Source organism: Nonomuraea sp. H19 (genome assembly GCF_052068215.1).
Classification (GTDB): Bacteria; Actinomycetota; Actinomycetes; order Streptosporangiales; family Streptosporangiaceae; genus Nonomuraea.
Window position 1 is genome coordinate 363554 of record NZ_JBQHCV010000006.1, and the last position, 16549, is coordinate 380102.

15 protein-coding genes and 1 riboswitch are annotated in these 16549 nt (G+C 70.3%); of the genes, 7 read left to right on the forward strand and 8 right to left on the reverse strand.

The window, feature by feature from the left end; all coding sequences use genetic code 11:
- From ACTMTI_RS15805 to ACTMTI_RS15815, 3 genes are read left to right on the forward strand one after another with little or no spacing between them, the layout of a single operon-like run.
- Positions 1 to 1287 (forward strand): ABC transporter substrate-binding protein, encoded by a 1287-nt coding sequence (locus ACTMTI_RS15805; RefSeq protein ID WP_441121073.1) that lies wholly within the window; start codon positions 1 to 3, stop codon positions 1285 to 1287.
- Entirely contained in the window at positions 1287 to 2162 is an 876-nt protein-coding gene (locus ACTMTI_RS15810; RefSeq protein ID WP_441121074.1) for a carbohydrate ABC transporter permease, read from the forward strand. The genes ACTMTI_RS15805 and ACTMTI_RS15810 overlap by 1 nt, the downstream gene beginning before the upstream one ends.
- A complete protein-coding gene (locus ACTMTI_RS15815) occupies positions 2159 to 3076 on the forward strand; it encodes a carbohydrate ABC transporter permease (protein WP_441121075.1) in 918 nt (305 codons plus the stop codon). Before ACTMTI_RS15810 ends, ACTMTI_RS15815 begins: the two co-directional genes overlap by 4 nt.
- A 30-nt stretch (positions 3077 to 3106) precedes the next feature.
- On the opposite strand, the gene ACTMTI_RS15820 is transcribed toward ACTMTI_RS15815, so the two are convergent.
- The 5 genes from ACTMTI_RS15820 to ACTMTI_RS15840 all read right to left on the reverse strand — a co-directional run bounded on the left by ACTMTI_RS15820 (position 3107) and on the right by ACTMTI_RS15840 (position 9232).
- Positions 3107 to 4192: a glycosyltransferase family 4 protein gene (locus ACTMTI_RS15820; protein ID WP_441121205.1), complete on the reverse strand. Its 1086-nt coding sequence runs from the start codon at positions 4190 to 4192 to the stop codon at positions 3107 to 3109.
- Positions 4189 to 5448: a M48 family metallopeptidase gene (locus ACTMTI_RS15825; protein WP_441121076.1), complete on the reverse strand. Its 1260-nt coding sequence runs from the start codon at positions 5446 to 5448 to the stop codon at positions 4189 to 4191. The genes ACTMTI_RS15820 and ACTMTI_RS15825 overlap by 4 nt, the downstream gene beginning before the upstream one ends.
- Before the next feature lie 86 nt (positions 5449 to 5534).
- Positions 5535 to 6311, reverse strand: a complete 777-nt coding sequence (locus ACTMTI_RS15830) for a hypothetical protein (protein WP_441121077.1) — start codon at positions 6309 to 6311, stop codon at positions 5535 to 5537.
- A 287-nt stretch (positions 6312 to 6598) separates the two neighbouring features.
- Positions 6599 to 7108, reverse strand: coding sequence for a C40 family peptidase (locus ACTMTI_RS15835; RefSeq protein ID WP_441121078.1), 510 nt, complete (start codon positions 7106 to 7108; stop codon positions 6599 to 6601).
- A gap of 73 nt (positions 7109 to 7181) precedes the next feature.
- Positions 7182 to 7341: riboswitch (cyclic di-AMP (ydaO/yuaA leader) on the reverse strand.
- A 568-nt stretch (positions 7342 to 7909) separates the two neighbouring features.
- Complete coding sequence (locus tag ACTMTI_RS15840) at positions 7910 to 9232, reverse strand: NYN domain-containing protein (RefSeq protein ID WP_441121079.1); 1323 nt, start codon at positions 9230 to 9232, stop codon at positions 7910 to 7912.
- Between the two features lie 144 nt (positions 9233 to 9376).
- Here ACTMTI_RS15840 and ACTMTI_RS15845 point away from each other — a divergent pair, with 144 nt between their 5' ends.
- Positions 9377 to 10438: a phosphotransferase family protein gene (locus tag ACTMTI_RS15845; RefSeq protein ID WP_441121080.1), complete on the forward strand. Its 1062-nt coding sequence runs from the start codon at positions 9377 to 9379 to the stop codon at positions 10436 to 10438.
- Positions 10439 to 10441: 3 nt separating this feature from the next.
- Here ACTMTI_RS15845 and ACTMTI_RS15850 read toward each other — a convergent pair whose 3' ends face one another.
- Positions 10442 to 11104 carry a response regulator gene (locus ACTMTI_RS15850; RefSeq protein ID WP_441121081.1) on the reverse strand — a complete coding sequence of 221 codons (663 nt, stop codon included), beginning with the start codon at positions 11102 to 11104 and terminating at the stop codon, positions 10442 to 10444.
- Positions 11101 to 12330: a sensor histidine kinase gene (locus ACTMTI_RS15855; protein WP_441121082.1), complete on the reverse strand. Its 1230-nt coding sequence runs from the start codon at positions 12328 to 12330 to the stop codon at positions 11101 to 11103. Before ACTMTI_RS15855 ends, ACTMTI_RS15850 begins: the two co-directional genes overlap by 4 nt.
- Positions 12331 to 12440: 110 nt before the next feature.
- Here ACTMTI_RS15855 and ACTMTI_RS15860 point away from each other — a divergent pair, with 110 nt between their 5' ends.
- From ACTMTI_RS15860 to ACTMTI_RS15870, 3 genes are read left to right on the forward strand one after another with little or no spacing between them, the layout of a single operon-like run.
- The gene (locus ACTMTI_RS15860; RefSeq protein WP_441121083.1) at positions 12441 to 12674 is read left to right on the forward strand and encodes a hypothetical protein; all 234 of its coding nucleotides are present in this window, start codon (positions 12441 to 12443) and stop codon (positions 12672 to 12674) included.
- Complete coding sequence (locus ACTMTI_RS15865) at positions 12671 to 13162, forward strand: PH domain-containing protein (protein WP_441121084.1); 492 nt, start codon at positions 12671 to 12673, stop codon at positions 13160 to 13162. Before ACTMTI_RS15860 ends, ACTMTI_RS15865 begins: the two co-directional genes overlap by 4 nt.
- Positions 13159 to 14736 carry a PH domain-containing protein gene (locus ACTMTI_RS15870; RefSeq protein ID WP_441121085.1) on the forward strand — a complete coding sequence of 526 codons (1578 nt, stop codon included), beginning with the start codon at positions 13159 to 13161 and terminating at the stop codon, positions 14734 to 14736. Before ACTMTI_RS15865 ends, ACTMTI_RS15870 begins: the two co-directional genes overlap by 4 nt.
- A 227-nt stretch (positions 14737 to 14963) precedes the next feature.
- On the opposite strand, the gene ACTMTI_RS15875 is transcribed toward ACTMTI_RS15870, so the two are convergent.
- On the reverse strand, positions 14964 to 16490 hold the full coding sequence (locus ACTMTI_RS15875; protein ID WP_441121086.1) for a hypothetical protein: 1527 nt from the start codon (positions 16488 to 16490) through the stop codon (positions 14964 to 14966).
- Positions 16491 to 16549: the final 59 nt, after the last annotated feature.

Below are 16549 nucleotides of genomic sequence, written 5' to 3' on the forward strand. Positions count from 1 at the left end.
ATGGATCAACGTCTGCCGATATCCCGCCGCAATTTACTGCTCGGAGCCGCCGCACTCGGGGTGCCCGCCGCCCTCGTCGGGTGCGGATCCGACGCCCCTTCCACCGCTCCGGGCGGTACGGCCTCCGGCAACCTCGGCACGGTCACGCTCGGCTCGAACGCCTCCGACGAGATCCCGAAGAAGTCCCTCGAGACCCAGGTCAAGGCCTTCACCCAGGCCACGGTCAAGATCAATACCGTGGACCACAACACCTTCCAGGAGAACATCAACCGCTATCTCAAGGGCACGCCGGAGGACGTGTTCACCTGGTTCGCCGGTTACCGCATGCAGTTCTTCGCCGAACAGGGGCTGGCGACCGATATCTCCGACGTGTGGCAGGAGATCGGCGGCGACTACACACAGGCGTTCAAGGACCAGTCGACCGGCGTCGACGGCAAGCAGTATTTCATGCCGTCCACGTACTACCCGTGGGCGGTCTTCTACCGCAAGAGCCTGTGGCAGGAGAAGGGGTACGAGCCCCCCGCGACGCTGGACGAGTTCACCGCGCTGGCCAAGAAGATGAAGGCCGACGGGATCGTCCCGATCGCGTTCGCCGACAAGGACGGCTGGCCGGCGATGGGCACGTTCGACATCCTGAACATGCGCATGAACGGCTACGACTTCCACATCTCGCTCATGGGCGGCAAGGAGTCGTGGACCGACCCGAAGGTCCGGCAGGTCTTCGACACCTGGCGGGGGCTGATGGAGTATCACCAGCCCGCGGCGCTGGGGCGGACCTGGCAGGAGGCCGGGCAGTCGCTGGCGCAGAAGAAGACCGGGATGTATCTGCTCGGCATGTTCGTGGCCCAGCAGTTCCCCGAGGCCGACCGCGACGACATCGACTTCTTCACCTTCCCCGAGATCAACCCGGCGTACGGCACCGACTCGATCGACGCCCCCATCGACGGCTACATGGTCTCCGCCAAGGCCAAGAACGTGGACGGCGCCAAGGCGCTGCTCAAGCACCTCGCCCAGGCCTCCTCGCAGAACATCGCCACCAAGCTGGACCCGGGCACCCTGGCCGCCAGCTCCAAGGCCGACACCTCCGGCTACAGCGCCCTGCAGAAGCGCGGGGCGGAACTGGTGTCCAAGGCCACGCACATCGCGCAGTTCCTCGACCGCGACACGCGGCCGGACTTCGCCTCGACCGTGATGATCCCGTCGCTGCAGTCCTTCGTGAGCAAACCGAACGAGATCGACTCCTTACTGGCGAGCATCGAGAAGCAGAAGGCCAACATCTTCCGCTGATGACCGTCAAGACCCGTCGCTACTCCGCCCGGGACGTGACCATCCTGGTCATCGGGCTGGGGGTGGCCGTCATCGTCAACGTGGGCCTGATCTGGGGGCCCACGCTGGCCTCCATCGGACTCTCCGGCACCGACTGGAACGGCATCGGTCCCATCGAATGGGTGGGCGGGCAGAACTATCACGACCTGGCCGCCGAATATCCGCCGTTCTGGTCCGCCGTCCGCAACAACGTACTGTGGCTGGGCTTCCTCGGGCTGGTCGCGACGCCGTTCGGGCTGTTCTGCGCGGTGCTGCTGGACCGGCGGCTGCGGCTGTCGCGGTTCTATCAGAGCGCGCTCTACATGCCGGTCGTGCTGTCGCTGGCCGTGGTGGGCTTCATCGCGCAGCTCGTCTACTCCTCCGACTACGGCGTGCTCAACGCGGTGACCGGGCTGAGCGTGGACTGGCTCGGCGACAGCTCGATCAACATCTGGGTCGTCATGATCGCGGCCGGGTGGCGGCACGTCGGCTACGTCATGATCATCTATTTGGCGGGGCTGAAGGCGGTCGATCCGGCGCTGAAGGAGGCGGCGGCGATCGACGGGGCCAGTGAACGGCAGGCGTTCTTCCGCGTGGTGTTCCCGACGCTGCGGCCTGTCAACGTGATCGTGCTGGTCATCACGGTCATCGAGGCGCTGCGGGCCTTCGACATCGTCTACGCCATCAACAAGGGCAGGAACGGGCTGGAGCTGCTGTCGGTCCTCGTCACCGAGAACATCGTGGGCGAGGCCAGCAGGATCGGGTTCGGCTCGGCGATCGCGGTGATCCTGCTGGCGATCTCGATGGGGTTCATCGTCACGTACCTGTCGCAGCTGTTCAAAGGGGAGGAGCGATGACGCTCACCGCACCCGCCTCCGCTCCCCCGGCCCAGTCGCGGCGCCCGCCCGTGCGCCGGCCCGTGCGTCCGCTACGGATCCTGCTGCACGCTTTCCTGCTGCTGGTGGGGCTGGGATGGCTGCTGCCGCTCGCGCTGGCGGTGTACGCGTCGCTGCGCCCGTACGAAGAGACCGCCCGCCTGGGGTACTTCTCGCTGCCCGAGCGCCTCACGCTCGACTACTACGGGGAGGCGTGGAGCCAGGCCGAGCTGCCCCGCTACTACCTCAACACGCTGATCATCGTGGTTCCCGGCGTGGTGATCACGCTGTTCATGGCGTCGTTCACGGCGTTCGCGATCGCGCGGCTGCGCATCCCGGGGCGCAAGGCGCTGCTGATCGTGTTCACCGCGGGCAATCTGCTGCCGCCGCAGGTCCTCATCACCCCGCTCTACACCGTCTACACGCTCATCCCGCTGCCCGCGTGGCTGTCGGACTCGCAGTCGCTCTACGACTCCTACCTGGGGTTGATCCTCATCCACGTGGCGTTCCAGTTCGGCTTCTGCGTGTTCGTCATGGCGAACTTCATGCGCACGATCCCGGAGGAGATCAGCGAGGCGGCGCTGGTGGACGGGGCCGGGGTGTGGAAGCGCTACTGGCGGCTGACGTTGCCGCTGTGCCGGCCGGTGCTGGCGGCGCTGTCCACGCTGCAGTTCACGTGGATGTACAACGACTTCCTGTGGGCGCTGGTGCTGATGTCGTCGGGCGACAAGCTGCCCGTCACCTCGGCGCTGAACAACCTGCGCGGCCAGTTCTTCACCGACCACAACCTGCTGGCGGCCGGGGCGATGCTGGTGGCGCTGCCCACGCTGATCGTGTTCCAGCTGCTGCACAAGCAGTTCGTCGCCGGGCTCACGCTCGGCTCCACCAAGGGCTAGACCGTCCGGTCCCTCATGCGAGCGCGGAGGTCAGAGGAGTGCGTGGAAGCGGGCGGCCACCTGCTCCCACGTCCATTCACGGGCGATCCAGTCGCGGCCGCCCGCGCCCATCTTGCGGGCCTTGTCCGGGTCGCTCAGCAGCTCCACGAGCGCCTGCGCGATCTCCGCGGGGTCCGTGCCGTCCACGACCAGCCCGGTCTCGCCGGGCCGGACGGCGTCCGGCGCCCCGCCCGACGCCCCGGCCACCACCGGCAGCCCCGTCGCCGACGCCTCCAGGAACACGATCCCGAGCCCTTCCACGTCCACCCCGTTCCACCGGGTACGGCACGGCATGGCGAACACGTCGGCGGCCGCGTAGTAGCCGGGCAGGCTCGCGGCCGGCACCGTCCCGGTGAACCTGATCGACTCGCGCCCGGCCGCCAGCCGCTCCAGCGTCCTCAGGTACGGCCCGCCGCCCACCAGCAGCAGGACGGCCTCGGGCACCGCCCGCAGCACCTGCGGCCAGGCCCTGATGAGCTGGTCCTGCCCCTTGCGCGGCACCAGCCGGGACACGCAGGCGACGACCGGCCGCCCGGCCAGGCCCAGCTCGGCCTTGGGCGCGCCGGGGTGGAACTGGCCGACGTCCACGCCGGGCGCGAGCCGTACGAGTTTGCCGGGCGGGATGGCGGCGACCAGCCGCTGGCGGGTGTACGCGCCCAGGTAGGTCACCACGTCGGCGTGCTCGCCGATGGCGCGGAGCACGGCGCGGAAGCCCGGGGCGCTCGCCCACGATGCCTCGTGGCCGTGGGTGAGCATCACCACGCGCCGCGCGCCCGCCCCGCGCAGCCGGGGCGCGAGCAGGCCGAGCGGCGCCGCCGCGCCGAACACCACCGTGTCCGCGCGGTGCTCGGCCACCAGCCGGGCCGCCCGGCGCGCCACGGCCGGCGTCGGCAGCATGAGCCGGGTCGGATGCCGCACGACCCGATACGGCTGGCGCCGGTCGAACTCGTCGCAGCCCGGCCAGGCGGGGGCGTAGACGGCCACGCCCGGCGTTCGCAGCGCGAGTCCGTGCACGAACGACTGGATGCCGCCCGGCCGGGGCGGGAAGTCGTTCGTGACGATGACCACGTTGGTCACGGCGCGGGAACGCCGTTCAGCTTCGCCCACGAGCGGGCCATGGCGATGCGCTCGGGGCTGGAGGGATGAGAGACATAAAGCACATATTCCACCGGATCCGGCGACAAGTCCGAAATATTGGTCACTGCCAGGCGTTTCTGCATCGCGATGAACGTGACCGGGTCCCTGGTGAGGTCGAGCGCGTGGACGTCGGCCCTGGCCTCGATGTGGCGGCTGATCAGGTTCTGGAGCGGGCCCATGATCAGCGAGCCCAGGGTCATGAGGCCCAGGAGCGCGCCGACCGCGCGCGGATCGGTGATCGAGGTGACGCCGGCGCGGCGGCGTACCGAGCCGAAGATCAGGAACAGCAGGATGGCGCCGAACGCGGCCCCGAGGCCGCCGATGAGCGTGCCGTAGAGCACGTCGTCGTCCTCGGCGTGGCCCAGCTCGTGCGCCACGACCAGCTCGACCTCGTTCCGCGGGGCCTGGAGCAGCGTGTCGTAGACGACGATCCGGCGCGTGGCCCCGAAGCCCGACACGTACGCGTTGAGCGCCGTGGTCCGGCGCGAGGCGTCGGCGACCAGCACGTCCTCGACCGGCACGCCGTCGCGCTCGGCCATGGCCAGCAGGTTCGTGCGCAGCGGTCCCTGAGGCATCGACGTGAAGTCATTGAACAGCGGCTCGAACACCACCGGATACACGAACGACGTCACCACCGTCAGCGCGAACGCCCCCGCGGCGGCCGGAATCCACCAGCGCCTGACCTTGCGGGCCAGCGCCACGAGCGCCAGCAGCATCAGGCAGAGCAGGAACGTCTCCACGCCGATGTTCTTGAGCCGGTCGGCGGCCCAGCCCGCCCAGTCCTGGGTGGACAGGCCGTAGTCGCGCAGCAGCGTCTCGAACCAGATCCCGAGCGGCCACCTGATCACCTCACTGATCGCGGTGATGACCACGACGCCCAGGATCACCCGCACCCACCAGGGGCCGCGCAGCCGGCCCAGGACCTTGGCGCCGAACGGGGTGGCCACCAGCAATCCCGCGAAGATGATCGTGAGCGCGAGCGACAGGTAGCCCGGCAGGCTGGTGGCCGCGTCGAACGCCTTCGCGCGGGCGATCTCGGCCGCGCTGAAGTCACGGGCGGGATCGGGCGGCCCCGAGGCCAGCACCCGCCACGGCGTGCTGAACGCGGCCACGGCCACGATCACGACGCCCAGCAGCACCAGCGCCACCCCTGCGGGCCTCCGCGGCCGCCCGTCGCCGCCGTCCTCTCCGGCCATGCTCCCCCTATGCTCCCGGTCCACGGGATCCCCCGGATCCGGATCCCCCGTCGAGACTCCTCCCTGTGTCACATCCTCCGCCTCTCTTACGCGAGCCGATCCCGTACGTAGTCGCGCCACCGTTCCGTCAGCGTGGCCGTGGAGAGCCCGAGCGAGGCGAGCGCCCGGTCGACGCCGGCCGCCTGGGCATCACGGTAGAGCCTCACCAGCGTCTCCTCACCGAACCGGTCGGCGAGGAAGCGACACGCCAGCCACGCCTCCTGGTACGCCCGTGCGAGCCGTATGGGGTCGCGGCCGTCCGCGGCGAATGCGGCCGGTCCCGGCAATCCGGGCGGCAACCGCCCAGCCCGCACCTCGGCGGCCAGCTCAGCGGCGGCGATCCGCACGGGCAGCCCGGCGTCCCGATAGCCCACGTAGTCGGCGAACCCCTCATAAAGCCAGGGAGGCAGCCGATCGGTGCCCGCCACGACGTGGGTGAGCTCATGCGTGAGAACGACGTCCTTGCCGATGGCATTGAGCCTGGCGAAGACCTCGGGAACGACGATCACCCTGCCGCCGTCGGCCACCGCCGCCAGCCCGTCGAACCTTCCGGCCCCGGCCAGCCGAGCCGCCTCCGCCGCGGAGTCCGGGACGACGACCAGCGGCCGCACGCTCCGGCGGAGAACGTCCGAGACCCGCCGCCCGGCGGTGTCGGCCCGCCGCGCCAGCTCCTCGAGCTCACCGCGCGGCGCACGGTGACCGACGACGACGGAACGCGCCCCATGCGCCACGACCACACCGTCGCGCCACAGGCCACGCGCTTCAGGGGGGAGAACGGGGGGTTCGGGGGCGCTGCCGGGGACGAGGAGCAGGAGAACGGCCATCGCAGCTCGTCGGCTCACCCGCTCGGACACGCTGCCCGATCGTAGTCGGCCGCCGACCTGGATCGCGCACGAAGGCCAGGCGGCGGACCATGGCGATGGCCCGCTGTGCGCCGTTGCGGCGGCTCGCCACGTGCGGGTCAGCGGGCGTCTTCCTGGAGGCCGCCGGCCACGTGCGGCGGGTGGCGTGCCGTTGGCTTGCCGTACGAGAAGGGAGAACCCCAGCGCACGACGGCGAGGGAGGTGCGGGGAAAGACAGAGCCCCGCCCGAGATCGGGCGGGGCTGTGAATTAAATACCGGGGCGAACCGCGCCGACGAACGACGACTTGCGCCATCCGCTCAGCTTGACGATTTGCACCCGATAGCCTGTCCGCGGCGAGTGGATCATCTTGCCGTTGCCGACATACATGCCCACGTGGCCGAGCCCGCTGAAGAACAGCAGGTCGCCTGGCTGGAGGTTCTTCCAGGAGACCTTCCGCTTGATGCGGGCGAACTGGCTTGCCGCCACGCGCGGGAGCTTCACTCCGGCCTTTTTCCAGGCGTACTGGGTGAGACCGGAACAATCGAACGAGCCGGGGCCGTCGGCGCCGTAACGGTACGGGTCACCGATCTGCTTCTTGGCCACGGCGATGGCCTTGCTGGCCCTTTCCTTCTGCCGAGCGATCCTGGCCGCCGCCGCGGACTTGGCCGATTTGGCGGTGGTCGCCGCCTTGGCCGTGGTGGCGGTGGTGGCCGAATCGCTCGTCGCCGCCCGCGCCGTTGGGGCATGGAGGATCAGACCTCCGGCCGTCACGGTCATCGTGAGCGCTACTCCGCTCAGGGCAAGGCGGGACAGACGGGGGTTTTGCAGGGAGGTAGACAGGATTTCTCCTTGAGTCTTCCACGAACGCCTACCGGGTTAGCTGACGGATTCGGGCCTGGAAGTCGCCCTACGGCGCGTTACGCGCCGATTCACCCCTGATCCCTGGGGAAGGGATCCATGGTTCCCCGGCTCCGTGCCTCCTGGCTGCACGGACTCGGCAGATCGCCGCCTCATTGAGGTGTCTATATGGGGATGTCGGCGGCGACCGACGGATCTCTATCTGATTCACATCGGGTGACCGATGCCGGTTCGCGACGGCATGGGTTGTCGCCGCGAGGCCAGAAGCTACGCCGAGAGGTCAAGGTTCGGCAAAACGCCAGTCAGGTTGTAAAGATCAGATAACGGGGCCAGTAAGGAAGGAAATCCCTGCTGGAACACCAGGTTTCGTTATGCAAATGTGACCCTGGTCACAATTCCTGGCGCAGGGGTTTGTAAGGTCCCAGATTGTCGCTTTTGTCACACTTTTCGCGCCGCCACCCTGAGCCCCGGCTCCCCCCTTCCGCCGGGCTGGCGCGAGTGTGCAAAGAGGAGAAGATGAGCCGGCGTCGGCAATGCGTGGCCGTTGAAGACCGAAATCACCCATCCTTGGACCCGGAAACGGGCCAGGATGGCAAGAGACGCTACGGGCGGACGGCGCCGATGATGGTGCTGCCGTAGTCGGAAAGCTTGACGACCTTGATGACGCCGCCCGTCAGCGGCGGCTGCGCCAGGTGCGCGGCCACCGGCACCCTCCGTTATTCAGGCCCGGCCCAGCCTGCGCAGCAGCAGAGCGGACGGAACGGGTCTGGCTCCCATCCGCATGACGGACTCGGCCACCTCGCGGTCCGACGACACCACGGCGATGGCCCGGCCGGGCGGCTCAGCGCGTACGAGCTGGCGGATGAGGTCGTCGGCGATCTCCCCCGGCGCGCTGAACAGCACGCGCACCCCCCGCGGCGCCACCACCTGGACGGGGGCGTTGAGCTCGGCGCCGTCGAACACCACGGTCACCTCGACCCTGGTCTGCGCGACCAGCCCGCCGAGCCCGGTCATCAGCCGGTTGCGCTGGTCGGCGAGCGTGAGCGTGCCGTAACCGGTTTTCGTGACGTTGTAGCCGTCGATGATCAGGTGCACCTGCGGCACGGCCAGAATCTGGTCGAGGAGCTGCGGGTCGTCGTCGGCCAGTGCCCGCGCGGGCACTCCGCGCACGCCGGGACGCTCCCCGGTGATCGCCGCGACCGAGTCGGCGGGCCGGCTGATCGTCGTGGGCAGGGCGAGCTCCCTGCGCAGTCCCGCGGAGGCGTCCTGCAGCGCGTCGAGCAGCACCCTGATGCGGGCGTCCTCGATGCTCCGGCCCTCACGGGCGGCCCGGCGCGAGGCTTCGAGCTGCCTTTCCACGTCGGCCAGCCGCTCGCGCAGCCGCCGCAGCTCGGCCTCGCCGGCACTGCCCGCGGCCGAGGCGGCGGTTCTGGCCTCCTCGGCCGCGTGCTCCATCTCCTCGGCCCGCGCCAGCGCGGCCTTGGCGCGCTCGCGGGCGTCGTGCAGCTTACGTCGTAGATCGGAGTTTTCCGCGCGGGCGAGCTTGATCTGCTCGCGCAGCCGGTCGGCCTCCTCCTTGGCGGCGCTCTTCTGCGCGGTGAGCTGCTCGCGCAGCCGCGAGACCACCTCCTCGCGCTCCGACCCCTCGGCCGCCGCGGCCGACTGCTCCAGGTCGGTGCGGGCGGCCTCGATCATCTCCGCCCAGCCGGGCGGCCGGGTGAGGTACGCAGCCGCGGCCACCAGCACGGGGTCGGCGGCGGGCGGCACGTTGCCGTCGGCCAGCGAGGCTACGAGCTCGGGCCACCCGGCGGCCACCGACTCGGCGACCAGCTCGCGGAACTTCTTGTCGTTCTCCAGCTGCGCGGCGATGGGCGCACTGCCCAGTTTGGCGCGTTTGCGCGGGTCGAATTTCGCGATGCCACGCAACGGCTGCGGGATGGAGACAGCGGGCATCGACCCGAGAACCTGAGCCGCCAGGTCGACCACGTTGAGCCGCACCTGCTCGGGAAGCGGGCGAGACAGGCCTTCACCCGCTGAACTCATCCCACTTGTCCCTTCGTGACATGCCCTTTCAGACAAGGGTACGGCTGTTGCGTACCTGACCATAACGGTCGCCCATGTATGGACGAGCGCTTGGTTGGCGAGGTACGACTGTCCCGGGGGCAGCAGCTCACCGGGAGGCCCACCGTGTCCGAGCAGATGCGTACTTCCACCCGCGACCTGGAAGAACTCCGCGAGCAGGTGAGCGGATGGCTCCGCGGCAGGGTCGGCACGGACGCCGCGGTGTCCGAACTGTCCCGGCCGCTGAGCAACGGCATGTCGAGCGAGACCCTGTTCTTCACCGCCACCTGGGGTGGGGCGCGAACGCGCTGTGTAGCAAGACTGGCACCTGCGGAGGAAGCCGTTCCGGTATTCCCTTCGTATGATTTGCGGGCGCAGTTCGAAATAATGCGCCTGGCCAGGGAAAAAGCTGGGATTCCAGCGCCCAGGGCCCTCTGGTTCGAGCCGGATCCCCGCCCGCTCGGCACGCCGTTCTTCGTCATGGAGCGAGCCGACGGCGAGGTGCCGCCGGACGTGATGCCGTACACGTTCGGCGGCTGGCTCTGCGACGCGGCGCCCGAGGACCAGCGCAGGCTGCAGGATGCCGCCGTGGGGATCCTCGCGGCGCTGCACGAAACCCGCTTCACCCCAGAGGAGCTGTCCGTGCTCGGGGCGGGCGGCCTGCGGGCGCACGTCGACAGGCAGCGCGCCTATTACGAGTGGGCGCACGGCGAGCGGCGCATCCCGCTGCTGGAGCGGGCCTTCCACTGGCTGGAGGCACACTGGCCCGCCGATCCGGGGCCCGATGTGCTGTGCTGGGGCGACGCCAGGATCGGGAACCTGATGTTCCAGGACTTCGCTCCCGTCGCGGTGCTCGACTGGGAGATGGCCGCGGTGGGTCCGCGCGAGCTGGACCTGTCCTGGATGATCTTTCTGCACCGGTTCTTCCAGGACCTCACGGTCGCCCTGGAGCTGCCTGGCATGCCGGGCTTCATGCGGCGCGAGGACGTCTGCTCCAAATATCGCGAATTATCGGGCTATGAGCCCCGCGACATGGACTTCTACGAGATGTACGCCGCCCTCCGGCACGGGATCATCATGGCCCGGGTGTGGCAGCGCAGGATCCACTTCGGCGAGCAGCCCGTCCCGGACGACCCCGACGACCTGGTGCTGCACCGGGCCACGATCGAGCAGTTGCTGAAAGGATGAGGGTCAGGCGCCGGCGTCGTAGACCAGCAGCGCCACCTGGACCCGGTTGTTGAGGTCCAGTTTGGTCAGGATGCGCGACACGTGCGCCTTGACCGTGGGCACGCTCATGTAGAGCTCCCGCGCGATCTCGGCGTTGGACCTGCCCTGCCCCACGGCCAGCGCCACCTCGCGCTCGCGCACGCTGAGCCGGTCGAGCAGCTTCCTGGCCCGGTCCGTACGCTCCCCCGCCCCGCCGTCGGCCACGTGCGTGATGAGCTGCCGCGTCACCGCCGGCGACAGGATCGGCTCCCCCGCGGCCACCTTCCTGATGGCCTGCACCAGGTCGCCCGGCGCGATGTCCTTCAGCAGGAACCCGGCCGCCCCCGCCCGCAGCGCCCGCAGCACCTGCGCGTCGGCGTGGAACGTGGTCAGCACCACGACCTCCGGCGGCGCCGCGGTGGCACGCAGCGCCTCCGTGGCGGTGAGCCCGTCGACGCCCGGCATGCGGATGTCCATCAGCACCACGTCGGGCCGGTGCTCGGCCACCAGGGGCGGCACCTCGGACCCGTCGCCGGCCTCGGCCACGATCTCGATGTCGGCCGCGCCGCCCAGGATCATCGTCAGCCCGGCCCGCACCATGGCGTCGTCGTCCACGATCAGCAACCTGATCGTCCCCGCGCTCGTCATGCGTCCTCCCGGGCGATCTCCACCGGCCACGGTAACCAGGCGCGTACCACGAACTCCCCTTCCGGCGTCGGACCGTGCTCCAGTTGCCCGCCGGCCAGCTCCGCCCGCTCCGTCAGCCCGATGAGCCCGGCCTTGGCCCCCGGGATGCGCAGGAGGTGACGGGACCAGAGCGGGTTGCGTACCTCCACCGCCAGCCCCTTGCCGCGCTCACCCGACACGGTGACGATCACCGGCGCCCCGTCCGCGTGCTTGCGCGCGTTGGTGAGCGCCTCCTGGACGATGCGGTAGAGGTTGCGGCCCAGCCCTTCCGGGGCGTCGTGGCCGGCCCGCTGGTCGAGCCGCACGTCCATGCCGGCCTGCCGGCACTCCTCGACCAGCGTGGGCAGGTCGGCGAGGGTGGGCTGCGGCCGGTCCGGCACCGTGTCGTCCCCGTCCGAGCGCGCGTGGCGCAGCACGCCGATCACCTCGCGCAGGTCCTGTAAGGCCAGGTGGGCGTTGGTCCTGATGGCTCCCGCCGCCTTGGCGATCTCGCCCGCGGGCGCGTCGGGGCGGAACTCCAGCGCGCCGGCGTGCAGGCTGAGCATCGAGATCCGGTGCGCGAGCACGTCGTGCATCTCCCTCGCGATCCGCTCCCGCTCCATCCGCTTGGCCTCCTCGGCGGCGATCTCGGCGCGCTGCCTGAGCGACCAGATGAGCTGCCGCCTGGCCCTGATCACGATCCCCCACGCGAACACGGTCAGCACGATCGCCACCCCGAGTGCGGCCGCCGTCGCGCGGGACATGTCATCCTGTGGCCGGAGGGCGATGTACGGGGCCAGGGTGACGAGGGACAGCAGCGTGATCGGCCCGGAGATCTTGAACGGCCGGTGCACCGCCACGGTGAACAACGCCACGGTCGTCGCGCCACCGACCAGCTCAAGGTAGGACGAGAGCGCGGTCGTCACCAGCGCCAGCCCGACCGGCCAGCGCCGCCGCAGCCAGACCGCCGCGCACGCCAGCGCGCCCACGACCTGCTCGATCGCCATGAGCAGCTCGGGCTCGTCCGTCATCTCCTCAAGGGACAGCAGCGTGAGGCCGCACGCCAGCAGGAACACGGCGATGTCGACGATCCAGTCGCGCGTCGAGCGCCGCACCCGGCGGCCCTCGCGGCCGTCGCCGAGCAGCACCGACGGCAGCGCCCACCGATATTCGGGGACGAGACCGTTTTCTCCCCGCACTCCTGTCACGTACACCGAGACTAGGCCCTGCCATGGGCTCGGCGACACCGACCAAAGTCGATGTCTCCCGAGACCTACGGCCGACGCCGGCGCCACCGCCGCGACGCGACGCTTGGGGCATGAGAGCGGTATTGAAGGTGTTCGGCGGGCTGCTGCTGGTGCAGGGCGTGGGCGGCCTGGTGAACACCCTGATCGGATGGTGGCGGTGGGCCGAGGGCCTGCTCGTGGTCAACCACCTGGCCTTCCTCGAGGGGTACGAGGTGTTCGCGGCCGTCGTGCTCTGCGTGCTCGGCTTGGTGCTGCTGAGCATCGCCGACTCGGCGCGGGAGGCTTCGGCGGAGGGCGGCGAATGAGCGCGACGTCGTTGCGGCCGCCGCGCAACCAGGCCGATCCGCGGGCGATCCCCTGGTGGACGGTGCAGTGGCTGATCCTGATGACGCCGGTGGCCGGCGCCGCGGTGGCGGCGTACCTGATCTTCAGTGATCGGCCGGTCTGGCTGGGGGCGGTGGTCGCGGTGTTCGCCGTGGGCTGCCTGGTGCTCGCGGTGGTGGCGCCGCGAGCGTATTACCGGGTGGAGCGGTGGGAGGTCACCGACGAGGCCGTCTACACCCGCAAGGGGTGGCTGACGCACACCTGGAAGGTGGCGCCGATGTCGCGAATCCAGCGGATCGACACCGTGCGGGGGCCGGTGCAGCGACTGTTCGGACTGGCGGACATCACGGTGACCACGGCCTCGTCAGCGGGCGCCATCAAGATCGAGGCGCTGGATGACGAGGTGGCCACCGAACTGGCCGAGCGCCTGACCGCCATCACGCAGGCGACGCCGGGGGACGCGACGTGAGCGGGCGTTCGCCTGCCGTAGGGGCGGACTGGCAGCGGCTCGCCGGCCGGAGCGTGGGGGCCTCGGGGGTCAAGTCGCTGGCGCTCGTGGCCCCTGCGGTGGGCGGGCTGTTGCGGTTCCTCATCGGCCGGGACTGGGCGATCGGCGGCATCGTGGCGGCGAGCGCGGCGGTCGCGGTGCTGATCGTCGCGGGCGTGCTGGTCTACGCCGTGGCCAGGCTCCGCGCGACCCGCTGGCGCCTGACCGCCGACCGGCTCGAACTGCGCTCCGGCATCGCGGTACGCCAGCACCGCTCGATCCCGCGCGACCGCGTGCGCAGCGTGGATCTGCGGGCCGATCCGGTGTTGCGGGTGTTCGGCCTGACCATCGTCAAGGTCGGCACCGGGGAGCGCTCCGCCGACGGCGACGAGCTCACCCTCGACCCGCTGACCAGGCACGACGCCGAGGCGCTGCGCCGCACGCTGCTGCACGGGGACACCGCGGCGCCGGTCGGCGAGGGGCCTCTCGTCGAGCTTCGGTGGTCGTGGGTGCGGTACGCGCCGCTGTCGGTGTGGCCGCTCACGGGCGCGGCGGTGGTGCTGGGCGGGACGTACAAGGCGCTCGAAGCGATCGGCCTCAAGGGGTTCGCCGATCAGGCGGCCGAGGGCCTGTGGAGCTGGGTGACCGCGCGGCCGTTGCTCACCGTCCCGCTGCTGCTCCTGGCGAACGCGGCCGTGGGCGTGCTGGGGGCGGTGCTGCTGTTCGCCGAGTCATGGGGGCGATACCGGCTGGAACGCGAGCCGGGGCGGCTCCGGCTGCGGCGCGGGCTGCTGACCATGCGGTCGCTGACGCTGGAGGAACGGCGGCTGCGCGGCGTGGAGATCAGCGAACCGCTGCTGCTCAGGCAGGGTGGCGGGGCGCGGGTCAAAGCCATCGCCACGGGGCTCGGCAAGGCGGCCCAGGGCGAGACCGAAGACGTGTCCACGCTCACCCCGCCCCTTCCCCGCGCCGTGGCCTTCCGACTCGCCACCCACATCGCCGACACGGGCGCCGAGCACCACCCGAGCGGGTCCTTCCCGACGGGCGCGCGCGCCGCCTCCGGGGCAGGGGTCGGCGGGGCCGGGCTGAAGGCGCATCCGGTTGCGGCGAGGCGCAGGCGGGTGGTGCGGGCCCTGGTGACGGCCGCCGTACTGGCCGCGATCGCCTGGGCGGCGTCCTGGCTGGTGCCGTGGACGTGGTTGCGGGCCTGGGTCTGGGTGGTGCCCGCGGCGGCGCTGCCGGTCGGGCTCTGGCTCGCCGTGGAGAGCGCCAGGAGCCTCGGGCACGCGCTGAGCGGGCGGCATCTGATCACGAGGAAGGGCACCGCGGTACGTCACACGGTCGCGCTCGACCGCACCGGCATCTCCGGCTGGACCGTCACCGAGTCGTTCTTCCAGCGCCGCTCCGGCCTGGTGACGGTCTCGGCCACCATAGCCGCGGGCGGCGGGCACTACGACGTGGTGGACGTGGGCCGTGGCGACGGCCTTGAGCTGGCCGCACGCGCGGTGCCGGACCTGCTGGAGCCGTTCCTGGACAGAGCGCGGGAAAAGCAATGAGCCGCGTGATCCCCCACGGTTTGCCCATGCCCCTGTACTGGACAAACGTGATCGCGCGGCTCAGATGCTTGCAAGACATAACCGTATTTGCCCCACTTGCAACCCGGTTGCAGCCTCATTAACCGTTGATCCAGATCATGGACAGGGGGATCGTCCGCACGTGGCGGCTGGACAACGCATGCGCGACGCGCCCGCCCAGCGGCGTGGCAGGGCTCCCCGGTGGGCGGCTAGCCACCCACCGGTTGCTTGGTCAGCTCCGTCAGGTACGCCCTGGCGAGGGTGAGCGCGCCGGCCAACGCCTCCTTCTCGGGCATGAACTTGACCTCGGGCGAGTTCGTCGGATCGCCCTCGGGCCGCTGGTGCCCCGAGAAGTCGACGCTGACGACGACCGCTCCCTTGCGCATCAGCACCATGCCGGTGGAGGCGGAGACCGCGCCGCGCCCACGGGTCGTGAGGTATTGCTGGTACGCCTGGTCGCCGAGCCCCTTGACGTTGGCGATCTTGCCCCACGTGATGCCGCCGATCGACGACTCGGCCATGTTCTTGTCGCCGCCGTACTCGCGCTCGTAGAAGCTCTTGGCCGCGACCTGGTCATCACCCCCCACCCGGTTCGTGAACCGGTGCACGGTGATCAGCGCACTGCGTATTTTCTTGACGCCCGCGCCGCCGGGCAGCTCGAGGTTGAGCCAGCGGCACTCGGTCTGGCGGTCGGCCCCGACCTCGGTGCCGCGCGCCCGCGTGGCAGGCTCGGGCACGAGCCGGGTGGCCACCTCCGTCACGGCGCCGCAGTCATCGGGGAACGTGGCCAGCACGGTCGGCGAGGGCGTCGGGCGGGCGCTCGGCGAGCGCGTCGTGGCCGGCGACGGGTCCGGCTGGGCCAGCACGCCGGGGTTCTTGGCCTGCCAGGCGGCCGCGCCCTTGGCGAAGTGCGGGATCAAGCCGCTGACCTCGCGAATCGCGTTTTCCTCAGTGATCGCCCGCGTCGTGTCGTTGGACAGCATCTGAGCGTCCTTGCGTTGCTGGCCGGCCTGGAACTTGACCTTGATCGTCATGTCGCCGGCACGGGCGTACGCCTCGCCGAAGGCGTACCACTGGAGTTTCTCGTCGCGCCTCCAGGTGTATTGGGCGAACGCGCCGTCGCCGACGCCCGGGATGTCCTTGACCGGGGACTTGTACTCCTTCTCGCCGGGGTCCAGGGACGGCTTGGCGGTCTCCACGAATTTCCCTTGGCGGTAGTCGAGCTCGTAGGAGTTCTGGGCCATCGCCCTGCCGGTCTTGGCGCCGTGGCCCTTGTGCTGCTGGACGCGCACCTCGATCCTCCTGTCCCGCCAGTACTCGCCGTACGAGATGCGGAGGTTGACCCAGTCGCAGGAGAACGTGACGACGTGATCGCCGTCCCTTGACGACTTGGCGACGGTCGCGGCGGGCACCAGCCGCTCGGCCTCATCCTCGGGCAGCATGGCGCACACATCAGGACCTGCCGCAGCGTCCGGGAAGGCCTCGGACGGCGCCTTGCCCGTCTGCGCGTCGGCAGGCGGCCTGGAGGCCCCCGAGACCTTGCCGTACACGAAGTACGCCCCGACGCCGGCGGCCGCCACCAGCACGACGAGAATGGCGGCCAGCGTGGGCAGCAGCCAGGCGGGCCGCTTCGGCGGCATGGTCGGCATGCCGGGCGGCATGGTCGGCGGCTCGAACTGCCGGCCCGGCACCTGGTATGGCGGGCGGGGCGGCTCGTACTCGCTACCGGGATTCACTGGGACTCCTGGGGTTGCCCTGACTTGCGGGGGAACATGGTAGTCACAACCCTTGCAAG